The organism is Mongoliimonas terrestris, assembly GCF_001927285.1.
GTDB lineage: Bacteria > Pseudomonadota > Alphaproteobacteria > Rhizobiales > Pleomorphomonadaceae > Chthonobacter > Chthonobacter terrestris.
The window spans coordinates 244,142-260,837 of the sequence record NZ_MSIG01000005.1; the positions used below are offsets into that span (position 1 = coordinate 244,142).

Sequence of the window (16,696 nt, forward strand, 5' to 3'; positions counted from 1 at the left end):
GAGATGGACGGAACGGGGCCTAGTTGTTCCACCCGTCGCCCCGGATCCGGCCGATATCCTGCACCAGCAGGCGAAGCCCACGCCGCACGTCCGCGCCGTCGAGGATGGCGCCTATCCGGGTGAAAACCGCTTCGGACACCGCCGGATAGCGGTCCCCGGCGATGCCGGACGGGCGCAGGACGCCGCTTGAAACGGAAAACGGAAAATCCTCGAAGAAGGGGACCGCGACGAGAATGGCGTCGTCCATGTAAAGATCGGGCCGGGTCGGCGGGTAGTTCGCCGAAATGGCGCGACGCTTGAGTTCGTCCCGTGATGTCAGGAAGCGGACGAGATCGATGGCCTCGGCTTTCTCCGCGGACCGCCGCGCCACGGCGAGCTGCCAGCCGCCGAGCACGGCGGTGGACGATCGGCCGTCGTCGGACGCCGGAAGGTCCGTGATGCCGACCTTGCCGCGGACCGGGCTGTCCGCCTGGTTCATGAGGGACCATGCATAGGGCCAACTCCTCAGGAAGGCGGCATTGCCGGTCTGGAACAGCATGCGGCCGTTCTCCTCCTCGTAGGACAGCACCTCGCGCGGCGCGATGGTGCCGATCCAGGCCGCGGCGGCGGCGATCGGGCCGGTCGCGGTGTCCGGATCGAGCGCGGTGGCGCCCGTCTCGTCGACGAGGCGGAGGCCGGCGCGGGCCATCCATTCGAGGGCGTTCACGGTGAGGCCTTCGTAGGCCGCACCCTGGAAGGCGAAGCCCCAGAAGCCGGAGCGGCCGTCCTTGCGTTCCGCCCGCTGGATCAGCCGGGCCTGATCCGCCAGCTCGGTCCAGGTGCGCGGCGGACGAAGGCCGTGCTTCTCCAGGAGGTCGCTGCGGTAGTAGAGGACGCCCGCGTCCACATACCAGGGGATCGCCAGCAGCCGGCCGTCGACCGTGTTGTTGGCGATGAGGCTCGGAAAGAAGTCGGTGCGCGCGCCGGGGAAGGCCTCGCCGAGGTCGATGAGGTCGTCGGCCAGGACCCGCGGCCAGGTGATGTCGATCTGCAGGATGTCGATGTCCTCGCCGCCGGACGCCAGGGCCCGCTGCAGAAAGGCCAACCGGTCGGTCATGTTCGTCGGCGCGGTGACGATCTTCACCGTGTTGCCGGTGCGCCGGGCCCAGCTCTCGCTGCCCGCCCGGCACTCGTCGTACTCCAGGCCGCCCGAGCCCCCGCACTGGATGGTGACCGTCACCGGAGGCTTCGGCGCCGTGCTCGGCGCGGCGTCCGTGGCAACGGTCGCCGGCCCGGGCAGCGTCGCCTCCGCGACCAGCCGGTTCCGGCGATCGGTCACATAGTCGGTGTAGTGACTGGTCGGAAAACGCGACAGGAAGGCGTCGTAGGCCGGAACCGAGCCGATCGACTGGACGGCGAAGAAGGCCCGGTCCACGGCCCCGGGCTCGGCATCGCGAATGGTCTCCGGACGGACGAAGTAGAATTCCGAGGTCAGGCGGGACACGCGCTCCGGCTGCTGGCGGCCGCCGGTGGCATCCCGGACGCTCGCCGTCACGCGCTTCAGAAGCGTCTCGATCTCCACGCCCGGCGTTGCCACATGGCGGAGCACGGCTTTCGTGAAGGGGCTGTTGTCCTCCATGCCATCGCTCGCGACTTCACCGGGCGTGGTGGCGAAGACGACGAGCGTGTCCTGGCTCTCCAGGTTGATGGGCGCGAGGCCACGACTGACGACCGCCGACCGGTCCGGCGCGAAGGCCTGGAGTTTTCCCTCGAAGGGATTGTCCCGACAGGCGTCCAGGAAGACCAGGGTGGTTCGCGCGGCCCGTCCGACCGTCGACATCAGGTCCAGGAGCGCAAACCCCTCCCGTTTTGCCGAAAGCGGGGAGGTCACCTCGGCGTCGGTCGGCACGAGGTAGTTCCCACCGTCGATCTGGAGGGCGTGGCCGCTGTAGTAGACCAGCGCCACATCGGCGCCTCGGGCCGCGGTGGCAAAGGCTTCCACGGCTGCGTTGAAGCCGTCGCCGGTAAGATCATGGTGCTTGTGGACGGTGAAGTTCAGTGCCTCCAAGGCCAGCGCGATATCGTCCGCGTCGCGGGTAGGATTGCGCAGAACCGTCGCGCCGACATAGTCCGCGTTGCCGATGACGAGCGCGAATCGGGTTTCGGCGAACGCTGGGGCGGGTCCGGCCAACGCGACGAGGATCGCTATGGCCCATGCCACGACGAGGGCGGCAGGATTTGGTCTCGCCATCGCGGATCTCCCCCTCCAGGGCGACGACGTTACCAAAATGCAAAGGATCCGGGAACATCGCCGGCGCCGCGGTCCTCTTCGCCGGCCGCGGTTTGCAGCGTGCGGTGCGCTGATGCACCGGCTTGGACTTGCCGCTCGGGAATGCCATGTTGGGGGCATCAACAAGATGTCCCGGGAGGACCCTTCCATGCCCTTCACCCGCCTTGCCGCCGCCGCCACGGCCTTCGCCGTCAGCGCCGGATCGGCCTTTGCCCAGATCCCGAGCGTGCAGAACGATTTCCCGACCTATGCGCGGGCGGACTATGTGTACGGCTGCATGAAGGCGAACGGCGAGACGCAGGAGGCCATGCAGCGCTGCTCCTGCTCGATCGACGTGATCGCCACCATCATCGACTACCGGCGCTACGAGGAGGCTTCCACCTTCCTGTCGCTCGGCCTGCAGACCGGCGAGAAGGGCGTGGTGTTCCGCACCAGCGCCCAGTCGAAGGCGGCCATCGGCGACCTGCGCCGGGCGCAGGCCGAAGCCGAGATGCGCTGCTTCTGAGAAAAGGCCGATCCGCTCGCCCGCAATCGCGGGAGTGATGCCGGACATGAAGAAGGCTCCGGACCGTGTTGGTTCCGGAGCCTTTTCTCGTTCGTCTCGGACGATGCGGCGTCAGCCGTTGAGGATCAGGTGCCGCTGTTCTCGAGCGGGAAGCTGCCCTCGAACACCTTGCCTTCGGTGTCCGTGGCATGGACGGCGATCGGACCGGCCCCCGTCGACATATAGGAGAAGCGGATGTTCGGATCCTCGGACAGCGAAATGCCGCCGGTGACCTTCATCAAGAGGGCGTCGCCTTCCTTGACGGTCAGTTCGTCGATGAACCACGCCGGAATGTAATGGCGGGTCACCTGATCCATCTGCAGGCCGGAGAACTGCGGGTGACGGATCATCACCTGGGCCTCGCGGCGCGCGGTGCCGACCGCATTCGTGCCGGCGAACTGCTTCACCTTCATCTGGCCGAGGTTGTTGAACGCCGTGGCCGGATCCTTGCCGGCCGGAGCCGAGCAGCCGCCCGAAGCCTTCACGAAGGTCTCCACCATATAGAGCGCGCCGTCGCTGGCCTCCGCCACCGCGTGCACCTTGGTGTAGCTGTTCACCCGCACGCGGGTTTCGATCGTCTCCACGCGCGCGGTTTCGCCGAGCTCGAACACCGCCGCCACCGGCGCGGGGTTCTCGTCGATGACGAGCGTGATCTTGCGGATGCTGCGGGCGTCGCCGGCCGGGAGCGCGGCCTTCAGCGTCATCGGCACGATCGCCGCGTCCTCCGCCCGGACCGGCGCTTCCAGGGAGATGATGCCCGCGCCGTCCAGCATGGGCCGGTCGTCGAACACGTCGGTGACGAGGCCCGACCAGGTGTCGGCGGCCGGGGCGGGCGCGCCGGACTGGGCGAACGCCGTGCCGCCGGCGAGCCCCAGCCCGATCAGCGCGGCGGCGACCGCCGATGTGAACCCGGAAAAGTCGATCATGTGCGTTTTCCTCCCGATTTGGCGTTTCTGACGATGCGACCTTGACTGTAAAGATGGATGAGCCGGCGGCACTCCGCCAGAGGGGATCACTCCCATTCCAGTTCGGCATAGCCCGCCGTTGCGTTACGGCGGTTGAAGGTGTCGAACAGCCGCCAATGGCCCGCTTCCGATAGCCCCGCCGACGTGACGGCCTCGCTGATCGGGATGCCCTTGTCGATCGCGGCCTTGAGATCGCGGGCGAGGGCGTCGAAGTAGCGGCGCTCCGGCTCGAGCGCCGCCGGCCAGGGCGAATCGATCGGCCCGTGGCCGGGCACCACCCGGGTGGCCGGGATGGCGGCGAGACCGTCGAGCGCCCGCTGCCAGCCCCGCAGCGACCCGTCGATCGAGGGCAGATGCTCCAGGAACACCAGATCGCCGGAAAACAGCGTTCCGCTGGCCGGATCGAACACCGTCAGGTCGTTGTCCGTGTGCGCCGGCGGCCAGGCGTTGAGGAGAATCGATCGCCCGCCGAGATCGAGCGTGAGGCTGTCGGTGACGGTCATGTCGGGCAGAACGAGTTCCACGCCGTCCAGGTGGGAGCCCATCTCGGGGCGGTTGGCGGCCAGGTAATGGGCGAAGCGCGCCTCCATGGCCTCCTTTAGTCGAACGTGGCCGACGAACGCGACATTCCGTCTCAGGAATGCTGCACTGCCAAAAATGTGATCGGGATGGACATGCGTCAGGATGACGTAGCGGATGGGTTTGTCCGTCTTTTCGGCGACCGCCGCTAGAAGTGCTTCCCCCTGACTGTTCGATCCTCCGGTATCGATGACCGCAACGGCCTCGTTCCCGACGATGAAGCCCACGTTGGCGATGGCTCCGGCATTCTCCGCATTCATCAGCGCGTGAACACCCTGGTGGACGAATAGCCCCGGCGCCAGCTCCTGCACATGCAGAGGGCGTGTATTTCCCTGCGAAAGTGCCGTTCCAGAACTCAAAACAAGGATGAACAGTACATAAACGAGGATGCGGTTTGCTCCAAAGGACATAACCCGCCACAGATTGTGCAGTGCGGTATCATTCCTCGTTATGTAATAGGGTGAGTCTTTTGTTTCATAGAATCCGCCTATCGACCGCTCGCGGGCGTTTGGTACTAAGGGCATGATTTTTCTCGCTTTACCGCGTTTTCCACCGGTTCGCCCCCGAATTCCTAAATCCATTAAACCGAGCTGCGTGCGGCGTTCTTCCTCATATCGGAGGATAGTATCCAACTTGCAGGGGGGCAGAAAGCTGAGTAAGGTCCAAAACGTCGCCGGACGAGCAGGTGTCGGAGTTGGAGGGAACCCCGTCATCATCGGAGCGCGGCGGATTGGGAGAGGGACCTGATCCGGCGGGCGTGACACACGGTCGGCGACTTACCCAAATGGGACTGGTCCGAAGAACCGGAGGGCAACCTCCGGGCGCGACGATCAGGGAAAAGAGCACTCATAAGTGTGGTCTAGGGAGAACACAAATGAGAAAAATGATCTCTGCGGTTTGCATGACCGCAGCCGCCGCTCTGTTTGCCGGCAACGCTGCTGCGAACGACGAGCTGGCGTCGATGATGAAGGACCCCAAGCAGTGGGTCGCTCAGGCTGGTAACTTCGCCAACACCCGTTGGTCCGATCTGAGCCAGATCAACAAGGACAACGTGAAGGACCTCCAGGTCGCCTGGACCTTCTCCACCGGTGTTCTCCGCGGCCATGAGGGTGGCCCGCTGATCATCGGCGACGTGATGTACGTCCACACGCCGTTCCCGAACATCGTCTACGCGCTGGACCTGAACGACAACGGCTCCATCATCTGGAAGTACGAGCCGAAGCAGGATCCGAACGTCATCCCGGTGATGTGCTGCGACACCGTGAACCGCGGCGTGGCCTACGGTGACGGCAAGATCATCCTGCACCAGGCCGACACCAAGGTCGTGGCGCTCGACGCCAAGACCGGCCAGGAAGTCTGGTCGGTTGTCAACGGCGATCCGTCGATCGGCGAGACCGGCACTGCCGCTCCGCACATCTTCGGCGACAAGGTCATCATCGGCATCTCCGGTGGCGAGTTCGGCGTGCGCGGTTCGCTCACGGCCTACAACCTGTCGGACGGCAAGCTGGCCTGGCGCGGCTACTCGATGGGTCCGGACAGCGACACGCTGATGGACGGCGAGAAGACCACGCACCTCGGCAAGCCCGTCGGCGCGGACTCCGGCACGGCCACCTGGGAAGGTGACCAGTGGAAGATCGGCGGCGGCACCACCTGGGGCTGGTTCTCCTACGATCCCGAGCTGAACCTCGTCTATTACGGCTCCGGCAACCCGTCGACCTGGAACCCGTCCCAGCGGCCGGGCGACAACAAGTGGTCGATGACCATCTGGGCCCGTGACCTCGACACCGGCATGGCCAAGTGGGTCTATCAGATGACCCCGCATGACGAGTGGGACTTCGACGGCGTCAACGAGATGATCCTCACGGATCAGGAGATGAACGGCGAACAGCGCAAGCTGCTCACCCACTTCGACCGCAACGGCATCGCCTACACGATGGACCGCGTGACGGGCGAACTCCTCGTCGCCGAGAAGTATGACCCGGTCGTCAACTGGACCACCGGCGTCGACATGGACAAGAACTCGCCGACCTACGGTCGTCCGGCGGTCGTGTCGCAGTACTCCACCGCCCAGAACGGCGAAGACGTGAACACCACCGGCATCTGCCCGGCGGCGCTCGGCACCAAGGATCAGCAGCCTGCGGCCTACTCGCCGAAGACCAAGCTGTTCTACGTCCCGACCAACCACGTCTGCATGGACTACGAGCCGTTCCGCGTGTCCTACACCGCGGGCCAGCCCTACGTCGGTGCCACCCTGTCGATGTACCCCGCGCCGAACAGCCATGGCGGCATGGGCAACTTCATCGCCTGGGACAACACCACGGGCAAGATCGTCTGGTCGATCCCGGAGATGTTCTCCGTGTGGTCGGGCGCTCTCGCGACGGCCGGCGACGTCGTCTTCTACGGCACCCTCGAGGGCTTCCTGAAGGCGGTCGACGCTTCTGACGGCAAGGAACTGTACAAGTTCAAGACCCCGTCGGGCATCATCGGCAACGTCACCACCTACGAGCATGGCGGCAAGCAGTACATCGCCATCCTGTCGGGTATCGGTGGCTGGGCCGGCATCGGTCTCGCGGCCGGCCTCAACGACCCGAACGCCGGTCTCGGCGCGGTGGGTGGTTACGCCGCTCTGTCGAAGTACACCGCTCTCGGCGGCCAGCTGACCGTCTTCGGTCTGCCGAACTGACCTTGAGCTGAACTAAAGCAACGGCCCGGACCTCAAGGTTGAACCTTGGCAGGACCGGGCCGTTGTTCATGTATACGCCGGGACAAGGTGAAATCCGGGGAGACACCGTGGGCCGTCGTGTGACGAACTGCAACGAGGGAGCTTGGAGGAGATTTTGATGTTCTTGCGCACCCTAGCCTTCGCTTTGATCACGACCTTGAGCGCACCGGCCTTCGCCGCCCCGGGAGATCCGGCCGTAGCGTCCGAGGAAGACGGCAAGTTCTTGGACGCCGACGGAAACCCGACCTACAAAGTCTTCGATGACAAGTCGGTCGACTGGTACACCTGGCGCGGCTTCAAGAAATACAATGCCAACTGCATGCAGTGTCATGGTCCGGATGGTGTCGGTTCCAGCTTCGCGCCGGACCTGACCAATTCGCTGAAGACCATCGACTACAACAAGTTCATGGAAGTCGTGTCGAGCGGCCAGCAGAACGTCTGGCATCCGGTGAACAGCATCATGCCGGCCTGGGGCAGCGACCTCAACGTCATGTGCTTCGCGGACTCGATCTATTCCTACCTGCGCGGCCGGGCGACCGGCGACGTGGGACGCGGGGAGATCAAGCGCAACGGACCGGTCAACGAAGCCGCCAAGGCCGACGAGAACGCCTGTCTGGGTTTCTGAGACCAAGATCCAGCGGGGCCGGGCTTTTCGTCGTCCGGAATGCTGCTGCCGAGCGCCCAGGAGGGAGACTGGCGATTGGCAACGGCCTGGACTTGAAAGTCGTCCGACTTTCATGAAAATCCGGCCCTGAAGGATCGCGCTGGTCATCGCATTCGAAAACGGGCCGTGCCGGACCACCGGGACGGCCCTTTTTTGCTTTCGCGTCTGCTCGCATTAAATTTGCGTAATGCTGCCGCTGTTCCTTGAAGAAGTCGGCTTGTGCTGCATTCTCACACCCGGGATCTTCAGGGAACCTGACAATCCGGCGGATGTCGCCCGCGGTGGAGAGCGCGGTCGGCGCCCGATAAGAACAATATGGAGGAATAGGTCCATGGCATTCCGTTTCGCGGTCACCGCCGCCGTCATGGCGGCCCTCATCACCCCGGCCGCTGCGCAAAATCTGCCACCCATGCCGGCGCCGGTGGAGCCCTTCGCCTCGGCCGTCGAACTGATCGACCCGAAAACGCTGCGCGTCTGTTCCGACCCGGCCAGCCTGCCGTTTTCCAACGACAAGCTCGAAGGGTTCGAGAACCGGATCGCCGAACTGCTGGCGGAGAAGCTCGGCAAGGGCATTTCCTACACCTGGTTCCCGATGGCCACGGGCTTCGTGCGCAAGACCCTCGGCGAGCACCGCTGCGACGTGATCATCGGCTACGCCCAGGGCGACGAGCTGGTCCAGAACACCAACGCCTACTACCGCACCGCCTACGCCATGGTGGTGAAGCCCGGCTCCGGCCTGGAAGACGTGGAGACGCTGAGCGACCCGCGCCTGAAGGACAAGCGCATCGGCCTCGTGGCCGGAACGCCGCCCGGCACCAACGTGGCGCTCAACGGCCTGATGGGCCGGGTGAAGCCCTACCAGCTGATGGTGGACACCCGCTACACGCACGTGCCGCAGATGATGATGGAGGACCTCTCCAAGGGCGACATCGACGTCGCCATCCTGTGGGGGCCCATCGCCGGCTACTTCGCCAAGATCCAGGATCCGCCGCTGAAGGTGATCCCGCTCGTGAAGGAAGCCAGCGGTCCGCGCATGGTCTATCGCATCACCATGGGCGTGCGTGCGTCCGATCAGAACTGGAAGCGCGACCTCAACAAGCTGATCCGCGAGAACCAGCCCGAGATCAACAAGATCCTGGCCGATTTCGGCGTTCCGCTGCTGAACGAGAAGGACGAGGCCATCAGCGTCACCCAGTGATGGGTCGCAGGCCGCGCCGGTCTCGTGCCGGCGCGGCGTTCTTTCGGGGGTGAGGGCGCCGTGTCGGCGCGGGCGTGCTTGTCTCGGGGGGTCCGTCGATGAAATCCGTCCGCCGGTTCAGGGACGTCGTGGCCGCCGGCCTCGTCGTCGCTGGTTGTCTGTTTCCGCTCGTCGTCGGGCATGCCGCAGCCGGCGAGGTTCCGGAGCCCAGCGACTACAGGATGGACGACTACCGCGCGCCCGTCCCGAACACCCTTGCGGGCGCGCGGGTGCTCGACACGGCGGCCGTGGCGGCCTTGTGGAAGGCGGGCGGCGCGGTCTTCATCGACGTGCTGCCGAAGCTGCCCCGCCCGGACCTGCCGCCCGGAACCGTCTTCCGCCTCCCGGCGCGCAACGCCATTCCGGGCTCGATGTGGCTGCCGGACGTCGGCTACGGCGCCCTGTCCGACGAGATGGCCGCCTATTTCCGGGAGGAGCTGGCGGCCGCGACCGGCGGCGACCCGACACGGACCGTGCTCTTCTATTGCCTCGCCGATTGCTGGATGAGCTGGAACGCGGCGCGCCGGGCCCTCGAATGGGGCTATTCGGACGTGGCCTGGTATCCGGAAGGAACCGACGGCTGGGCTTTCGACGGTCTCCCGCTCGAAGAGATCAAGCCCGTGCCGCGGCCGGGCATCACGGACTGATACCAAGCTCGTTAAGTTCCGACCTGTCGGGGCTTAACGAGCGCAGGCAAGCCCGACCGGGCGCCGGCCGGCAGGCCGTAACGCTCATGAAGGTCGGACGAGTCCGACCTTCATGAGCCTGGTATGACGCGCGGCCCGGCGCGCTCGATCTCGCCCAACAATCCGATCTTTCGCACGGATCCGGCCGCGACGCCCGTCGCCGGCTGACGAGGGCGCCCCACGACGATCGACCAGCGTTCCCGCCGTCAGGCGATGAGGCCGGGATAGCGGCCGACGAGATCCGTCCGTGTCGCCTCCACGAACACCTCGTCGCGTTGCTCGTGCGGGGTGTCGAGAACGATCTCCGCCACCACGTGCGAGGGGCGGGGCGCCAGGAGGACGATGCGCTCGGCAAGCTGGATCGCCTCGCGCACGTTATGCGTCACCATCAGCGTCGTCGGCTGGTAGCGCCGCCAGACCGTCAGCACCAGCTGGCGCAGCCGCTGGGCGGTGGTCTCGTCCAGGGACGTGAAGGGCTCGTCGAGGAGCAGCACGTCCGGCTCGATCGCAAGGGCGCGGGCGATGGAGACGCGGCGGGCAAGGCCGAGCGACAGCTCCGTCGGAAACCGGTTGCGCATGTCCTCGAGGCCGAGCTCGGCGAACAGCGCGTCGAGATCGGCGCCGCCGCCTTCCATCACAAGCCGCACGTTCTGCTCCACCGTCCGCCACGGCAACAGCCGCGGTTCCTGGAACACGAACCCGATCCGCGCGGCCGGCGGCAGGCCGATGGTGCCTTCGAACCGGGTGTCGAGGCGCGCCAGGATCCGGAGGCTGGTGGTCTTGCCACAGCCGGACGGGCCGATCAGCGCGGTCAGGCTGCCGGCGGGCGCCAGCAGATGAAGATCGCGAACGGCCTCGACCTCGCCGCCTTCGGCGCCCTGGTAGGTCTTCTTCTTGATGTGGAGTTCAAGTGGTGCGGACACGCCAGCGGTTCGCCCGGAGTTCGATGGGTTGCAGGACCAGGAGTTCGATCGTCAGCATCACGACGACGAAGGAGATCGCATAGGCGAAGATCGACGCCACATCAAAGAGCTGGAAGAAGAGGTTGAGCTGGAATCCGACCCCGTTGGACCGGCCGAGCAGTTCCACCACGAGCACGATCTTCCAGACGAGCGACAGACCGGAGCGGGCCGAGGCGGCCACATAGGGCTGAAGCTGCGGCAGCACCACATCGAACAGCCGCTTGCGCCAGGACAGGCGGAAGGCCTTCGCCATCTGGTCGAGGTCGGCATCGAGCGCCCGGGCGCCCTCGCGGATCGTCACGATCACGTTCGGCAGCTTGTTGAGCGCCACCGCGCCGATCGCCGCGGTCTCGTTGAGGCCGAACCACACGTAGGCGAGGATGATGATGACGAGGGCGGGCAAGTTCAGAAGCACCACCAGCCACACGTCGAGCGCCCGGTCCACCGCCCGGATCCGCCCCATGGCAAGCCCGATCGCGGTGCCGAGCGTCAGCGCCAGCGTGAAGGCCGCAAGCACCCGCATCAAGGTGGCGGAGAGATGGTAGGGCAGGTCGCCCGAGGCGATTTCGGCGGCCACGATGGCCGCCACGGTCGAGGGCGCGGGGAACACGCGGCTTTCCCCGAACAGCGCGGCCACCTGCCACACCGCGACCAGCACCAGGACGGACAGGAGGGTGCTGGCCGTGTTGGTCCGGGTTCGCTTCACCGGCGCCGGCCCTCAATGGAACGGGTCGGCGCGCGTGAGGGTGCCGCGGCGGGCGCCGCGCCAAGGGCCTGTCGCATGGATGCGTCCTCCCCGGCCGGGTGTACCGGCCACTCTGTCCAGCCGGGTGTACCGGCCGTTCTTTTCACCCAGCCGGGCATACCGGCCGTTCTCATTGTTGCGTCCACTGTGGCAGACGGGCATAGGGGGTCAATGCCCGTGGGTGGACACCCTGTCGCAGGGCGCGTATCGCCGGGGTGGAAAAGTGACAAGGGTGCCGCTACGGTGCCGCCATCTGCATCCGTCAGAGGATATCGCCTGCATGTCGACCGAACCGCTTGCCCTGTCCGCGCATCTGAGAGCCACCGTGGCGCGCGATCGCCTGATGGTCTGGCTGATGAACGAGGCCCTGCCGATCTGGGCGTCGTTCGGCGCGGACGAGGCGCGGGGCGGCTTTCACGAGCGGCTCGGACTGCGGGCGGAAATCTTGGATGACCGTCGCCGGGTGCGGGTGCAGGCCCGCCAGGTGTTCACCTTCGCGGTCGCCGGCCGGCTGGGCTGGACCGGCCCGTGGCGCCGCCGGGCGGAGGAGGGGCTGGCCTATTTCCTGGAGCGGTGCGTGCTGCCGGACGGTACCGTCCGGATGGTGATCGAGCCCGACGGCACCCCGTTCGACGACAGCTTCAGCCTCTACGATCAGGCTTTCGCGCTCTTCGCCTTCGCGGCCGCGGCCTCCGTCGTGGCGGATCGGGCCCTGGCGGAGACCGCGGCGCTGCGGCTCCGGGGCGCCCTGATGGAGCGCTACAAGCATCCGGTGGCCGGCTTCGAGGAGGACAATCCGCGCACCCTGCCGCTGAAGGCCAACCCGCACATGCACCTGTTCGAGGCCTGCCTCGCCTGGGTGGAGGCGGGCGGTGACGCGACCTGGGGCGTGCTCGCCGACGAGATCGCCGACCTCTGCCTCACCCGCTTCCTGGATCCCGCGGAGGGCTGGCTGAAGGAGTTCTTCGACGGCGACTGGAACCCGGCGCCCGGCGACGACGGCCGGATCGTGGAGCCCGGCCACCAGTACGAATGGGCGTGGCTGCTCGTCCGCTGGGGCCGCCTGCGCAACCGGCCGGACGCGATCGCGGCCGCCGCGCGGCTCGCCGACCTCGGCGAGACCCACGGCCTCAACCGTGCGACCGGCGCGGCCATCAACGTGCTTCTCGACGACGGCCGCATCGTGGATGGCGGGGCACGCCTCTGGCCGCAGACGGAGCGGATCAAGGGGCATGTGGCGCTCGCGGCCGTGGCGCCGGACGACGCGACCCGGTCCCGCCATCTCGGCCTTGCGGCCGACGCCGCGGATGCCCTGATGCTCTACTTCGACGTAGCCACGCCAGGCCTCTGGCGGGACAAGATGAAGCCGGACGGCACCTTTGTGGACGAGCCCGCGCCGGCCAGCTCCTTCTACCACATCATCTGCGCCATCGAGGAACTGGACAAGGCGGTGAAGACCCTCGGGTGAGGGCGCGCGCTTTCGGCGGGTCGACGGCGGTGCTTCCGTAGCGGAAGCTCGCGACTTTCTGTATGTACCGTTCAAGTCAGGGGGGCTGCGCCGGATCCTTTCGGATGCCGGCGCGGTTTGAACCCACGGAACGGGCAGGGAGCAGCCATGACCACCGAGACCGACGCAGCACCGCTTCGGACCGTGTCGCAGCACGGCTCATCGCCGGAGGCGGCGGGCCTCGATCCGCGGTTCTGGCGCCGATCCCTGTTCCAGGCGCTGGTGGACGCCGCCGCCAAGGCCGGTGACGCGCCCGCCATCGAGGACCAGGAGCGCCAGCCCATCGGCCGCAAGCGCCTGATCCTGGCGGCCGCCGTGCTCGGCCGGCGGCTGGCGCGGTTGACCAAGCCCGGCGAGCGGGTGGGGGTGCTCCTCCCGAACGTGAACGGTGCGGCGGTGGTGTTCTTCGCCCTCGCCGCCTACGGCCGCGTCCCCGCCATGCTTAACTTCTCCACGGGCGTCGGCAACCTGGAGGCCGCGCTGACGGCGGCGGACATCCGCACCGTCGTCACGTCCGAGAAGTTCGTGAAGACCCAGAAGCTCGACGACATGGTGGCGACGCTTTCCAAGCGCGCCACGGTGCTGAAGGTCGAGGCGGTCCGCGCCAGCCTATCGGCCGCCGACAAGGCCTTCGGCGCCGTCTACGCGGCCGCCCCGTCGCTCGTCAACCGGCTCTACCGGCGCAAGCCCGACGACATCGCGGCGGTGCTCTTCACGTCCGGCACGGAGGGCGTGCCGAAGGGGGTGGCGCTCTCCAACGCCAACATCCTCGCCAACGTGGCGCAGGTGCTGGCCATCTACGATTTCACCGAGCGCGACGTGTTCTTCAACGCGCTGCCGGTCTTCCATTCGTTCGGCCTCACGGCGGGCCTGCTCCTGCCGGTGTTCGGCGGCTTCAAGTCCTTCCTCTATCCCTCGCCGCTTCACTACAAGCAGATCCCGAAGCTCGTCCGCGAGAGCAGGACGACCATCCTCTTCACCACCGACACCTTCGCGGCCGCATGGGCCAAGGCCGCGGAGCCGGACGACTTCAAGGCGGTGGCCTTCACGGTGCTCGGCGCCGAGCGGGTGAAGGAGGCGACCCGCACGCTCTGGCGCGACAAGTTCCAGGTGGAGCTCAACGAGGGCTATGGCGTGACAGAAGCCTCGCCCGTGCTGGCGGTGAACCGGCCGGGGGCGGACCGGCAGGGCACCGTCGGCAAGCTGCTGCCGGGCATCGAGGCGCGGCTGGAGCCGGTGCCGGGGCTCGATCGCGGCGGCCGGCTGCTCGTGCGCGGTCCCAACCTGATGGTGGGCTACCTGAAGGTCGACCAGCCGGGCGTGCTGCAGCCGGCCACCGAGTGGTACGACACCGGCGACATCGTGGAGATTTCCGACGACGGCTTCGTCGCCATCCGGGGCCGGGCCAAGCGGTTCGCCAAGATCGGCGGCGAGATGGTGTCGCTGGCGGCGGTGGAGGCCTACGCGGCCGCCGTCTGGCCGGATGCCTCGCACGCCGTCGTGGCCGTGCCGGACGACCGCAAGGGCGAGGCGCTGGTGCTCGTCACCGACGCGGAAGGCGCCGAGACCGGTCCGTTGCTCGCCTGGGCCCGCGCCCACGGGGTGGCGGAGATCCTGGTGCCCCGCTCCATCGTGACGGTCCCGAGCCTGCCCGTGCTCGGCACCGGCAAACTCGACTATCCGGCGATCGACAGGGCCGCAAGGCAGAAACCTTGACCGGACTGGGACTGGGCCGCCACCCTTTGCCGGTGCGGAACATCCGGAATAGGTCTAAGTGATTCAAATAGCTGCGTGTTTCATCTCACCCGCCGGTCGAGGACCTTCATCCGGCGGGTGAGGAGGCGGATTCCTAAACCGATTCAGCGGCCGACGAAGATCGGCTCGCGCTTCTCCCGGAACGCCGCGCGGCCTTCCGCGTAGTCGGCGCTGCGGAAGCAGGCGTCCGCAAGGGCGCGGGCGCGGTCCCAGTTGGCGGCGCTGTCCGTCGCGGTCGCGGCGTTGATGGCCGCCTTGATGGCCCGCTGCGTCAAGGGCGCGAGCGCGGTCACCCGGGCCACATAGGCGGTGGCGGCGGCCTCCAGCTCGTCGTCCCGCACCACGTCGTCCACGAGGCCGATGCGGAGCGCCGTCGCGGCGTCGATGCGCTTGGCGGTGAAGAACAGGTCCTTGGTGCGCGACGGGCCGATCAGGCCGACGATGTCGGCGACGGCTTCGGCCGGGTAGGCAAGGCCGAGGCGCGCGGCGGGAATCGCGAACACGGCGTCGTCGCTTGAGATCCGCACGTCGCAGGCGGCCGCAAGTCCGACGCCGCCGCCCATGCAGAAGCGGCGGATCACCGCCACGGTCGGCTTTTCGGCCCGGCGCAGCGCGTTGAACGCCGCCGCGTTCGAGGCCTCGTAGGTGGCCGACGACTTGGCGTCCCGGCGCACCTCGTCGAACTCGGATATGTCGGCGCCGGACGCGAAGGCGCCCCCTTCGGAGCCGCACACCACCAGCACGCGGACGTCCGGATCCGCCTCCAGCTGCGCGACGGCGTCGGGAATGGCCTCCCACATGGAGAGGGACAGGGCGTTGTGACGGCCCGGGTTGTCGATCACGATCCGGCCGAGCGTGCCGACCACATCCACCCGGATGCGACCGTCCACGGCTTCGACCGCGCGCAGCTTCCTCATCTTCGTCGTCTCCTGGCGCATCGGACTTCGACCCGGCGCCCTTCCCACGGCCTTGGCGGCGCCCTATCCTGAGGGGGAACGGGCCGGGTTCCCATCCCTTCCTTGGTCGGGGTGGGTGTACTTCACGTCGAGTGCAACCGGATTTCATGTGCGTCAGACGCCGAAATCGGGGAACCGGACTGGTGCGGCGGCCCGTTATGATGGCAAATGGCCGCATCCGCGGACAAGGAACGAGAAGCATGTCCCCCCATCTGAAGCCCGTCGGCCGGCTCTCCATCGAGACGATCGATCCGATCTGGGACCGACTGCGCACCGAGGCCTATGCGGCGGCGGAGCGCGAACCCGCCCTCGCCGGCTTCCTCCACGCCACCGTCATCGACCAGCCGCGGCTGGAAGAAGCCGTTGTGCAGCGGGTGGCCGACCGGCTGCACCACGACAGCGTCTCCTCCACCCAGATCCGGCACGCCTACATGGAGGCGCTCTCCGCCGAGCCGTCGATCGGCGACGCCTTCCGCGTCGACATGGCGGCTGTCCTCGACCGCGACCCGGCCTGCGACCGCGTGCTCGACCCGGTGCTCTACTTCAAGGGCTTCCACGCCATCCAGACGCACCGGTTGGCGCACTGGCTGCTGCAGAACGGCCGGCGCGACTTCGCCATCTACCTGCAGAGCCGCTCGTCCGAGGTGTTCCAGGTGGACATCAACCCCGGCGCCCGCCTCGGCCGCGGGCTCTTCTTCGACCACGCCACCGGCATCGTGATCGGGGAGACGTGCGTCATCGAGGACGACGTGTCCATTCTCCAGGGCGTCACGCTCGGCGGCACCGGCAAGGAGACCGGCGACCGCCACCCGAAGATCCGCCACGGGGTGCTGATCGGCGCCCACGCGTCGATCCTCGGCAACATCGACGTCGGCGCCAACTCGCGCGTGGCCGCCGGATCGGTCGTGCTGAAGCCCGTTCCGCCCTGCACCACGGTCGCCGGCGTGCCTGCGCGCGTCGTCGGCGAGGCCGGGTGCGCGGAGCCGTCCCGCTCCATGGAGCACCGCCTGCTCGACACCGGGTCCGACTACGACATCTGATACCGAGCCCGACCATCACGGGCCGGGCATGAGCCGCACCGGCCGGGCGGATCGCGTCCGGGGAA

The 16,696-nt window shown here is 67.3% G+C and carries 14 protein-coding genes; 8 read left to right on the forward strand and 6 right to left on the reverse strand.

Annotated features, from left to right (window positions below; translation table 11 throughout):
* Positions 1 to 19: 19 nt before the first annotated feature.
* Complete coding sequence (locus tag BUQ68_RS22825) at positions 20 to 2,230, reverse strand: extracellular solute-binding protein (protein WP_175577774.1); 2,211 nt, start codon at positions 2,228 to 2,230, stop codon at positions 20 to 22.
* Between the two features lie 187 nt (positions 2,231 to 2,417).
* Between BUQ68_RS22825 and BUQ68_RS24220 the strand changes: the two genes are divergently transcribed.
* Positions 2,418 to 2,774, forward strand: a complete 357-nt coding sequence (locus tag BUQ68_RS24220; RefSeq protein ID WP_075215711.1) for a hypothetical protein — start codon at positions 2,418 to 2,420, stop codon at positions 2,772 to 2,774.
* Between the two features lie 125 nt (positions 2,775 to 2,899).
* Here the strand turns inward: BUQ68_RS24220 and BUQ68_RS09475 are convergent, their stop codons facing one another.
* Positions 2,900 to 3,739, reverse strand: coding sequence for a quinoprotein dehydrogenase-associated SoxYZ-like carrier (locus BUQ68_RS09475; protein ID WP_075215712.1), 840 nt, complete (start codon positions 3,737 to 3,739; stop codon positions 2,900 to 2,902).
* Positions 3,740 to 3,825: 86 nt separating this feature from the next.
* Positions 3,826 to 4,767 (reverse strand): quinoprotein relay system zinc metallohydrolase 2, encoded by a 942-nt coding sequence (locus BUQ68_RS09480; protein ID WP_075215713.1) that lies wholly within the window; start codon positions 4,765 to 4,767, stop codon positions 3,826 to 3,828.
* Positions 4,768 to 5,231: 464 nt separating this feature from the next.
* On the opposite strand from BUQ68_RS09480, the gene xoxF5 reads away from it, so the two are divergent.
* From xoxF5 to BUQ68_RS09500, 4 genes are all read left to right on the forward strand, one after another.
* The gene (gene xoxF5, locus BUQ68_RS09485; protein WP_175577775.1) at positions 5,232 to 7,040 is read left to right on the forward strand and encodes a lanthanide-dependent methanol dehydrogenase XoxF5; all 1,809 of its coding nucleotides are present in this window, start codon (positions 5,232 to 5,234) and stop codon (positions 7,038 to 7,040) included.
* A 157-nt stretch (positions 7,041 to 7,197) separates the two neighbouring features.
* The gene (locus tag BUQ68_RS09490; protein ID WP_075215715.1) at positions 7,198 to 7,704 is read left to right on the forward strand and encodes a c-type cytochrome, methanol metabolism-related; all 507 of its coding nucleotides are present in this window, start codon (positions 7,198 to 7,200) and stop codon (positions 7,702 to 7,704) included.
* A 370-nt stretch (positions 7,705 to 8,074) separates the two neighbouring features.
* Positions 8,075 to 8,941: a quinoprotein dehydrogenase-associated putative ABC transporter substrate-binding protein gene (locus BUQ68_RS09495; protein WP_075215716.1), complete on the forward strand. Its 867-nt coding sequence runs from the start codon at positions 8,075 to 8,077 to the stop codon at positions 8,939 to 8,941.
* 98 nt (positions 8,942 to 9,039) lie between these two features.
* A complete protein-coding gene (locus tag BUQ68_RS09500) occupies positions 9,040 to 9,627 on the forward strand; it encodes a PQQ-dependent catabolism-associated CXXCW motif protein (protein WP_075215717.1) in 588 nt (195 codons plus the stop codon).
* 245 nt (positions 9,628 to 9,872) lie between these two features.
* Here the strand turns inward: BUQ68_RS09500 and BUQ68_RS09505 are convergent, their stop codons facing one another.
* On the reverse strand, positions 9,873 to 10,589 hold the full coding sequence (locus BUQ68_RS09505) for an ABC transporter ATP-binding protein (RefSeq protein WP_075215718.1): 717 nt from the start codon (positions 10,587 to 10,589) through the stop codon (positions 9,873 to 9,875).
* The gene (locus tag BUQ68_RS09510) at positions 10,573 to 11,334 is read right to left on the reverse strand and encodes an ABC transporter permease (protein WP_075215719.1); all 762 of its coding nucleotides are present in this window, start codon (positions 11,332 to 11,334) and stop codon (positions 10,573 to 10,575) included. The genes BUQ68_RS09505 and BUQ68_RS09510 overlap by 17 nt, the downstream gene beginning before the upstream one ends.
* 340 nt (positions 11,335 to 11,674) lie before the next feature.
* Here BUQ68_RS09510 and BUQ68_RS09515 point away from each other — a divergent pair, with 340 nt between their 5' ends.
* Positions 11,675 to 12,841 carry an AGE family epimerase/isomerase gene (locus BUQ68_RS09515; protein ID WP_425349516.1) on the forward strand — a complete coding sequence of 389 codons (1,167 nt, stop codon included), beginning with the start codon at positions 11,675 to 11,677 and terminating at the stop codon, positions 12,839 to 12,841.
* 147 nt (positions 12,842 to 12,988) lie between these two features.
* Positions 12,989 to 14,596: an AMP-binding protein gene (locus BUQ68_RS09520; protein WP_083656437.1), complete on the forward strand. Its 1,608-nt coding sequence runs from the start codon at positions 12,989 to 12,991 to the stop codon at positions 14,594 to 14,596.
* Positions 14,597 to 14,739: 143 nt separating this feature from the next.
* On the opposite strand, the gene BUQ68_RS09525 is transcribed toward BUQ68_RS09520, so the two are convergent.
* A complete protein-coding gene (locus BUQ68_RS09525) occupies positions 14,740 to 15,552 on the reverse strand; it encodes an enoyl-CoA hydratase (RefSeq protein ID WP_075215834.1) in 813 nt (270 codons plus the stop codon).
* A gap of 239 nt (positions 15,553 to 15,791) precedes the next feature.
* Here BUQ68_RS09525 and cysE point away from each other — a divergent pair, with 239 nt between their 5' ends.
* Positions 15,792 to 16,631: a serine O-acetyltransferase gene (gene cysE / locus BUQ68_RS09530; protein WP_075215721.1), complete on the forward strand. Its 840-nt coding sequence runs from the start codon at positions 15,792 to 15,794 to the stop codon at positions 16,629 to 16,631.
* Positions 16,632 to 16,696 lie beyond the last annotated feature (65 nt).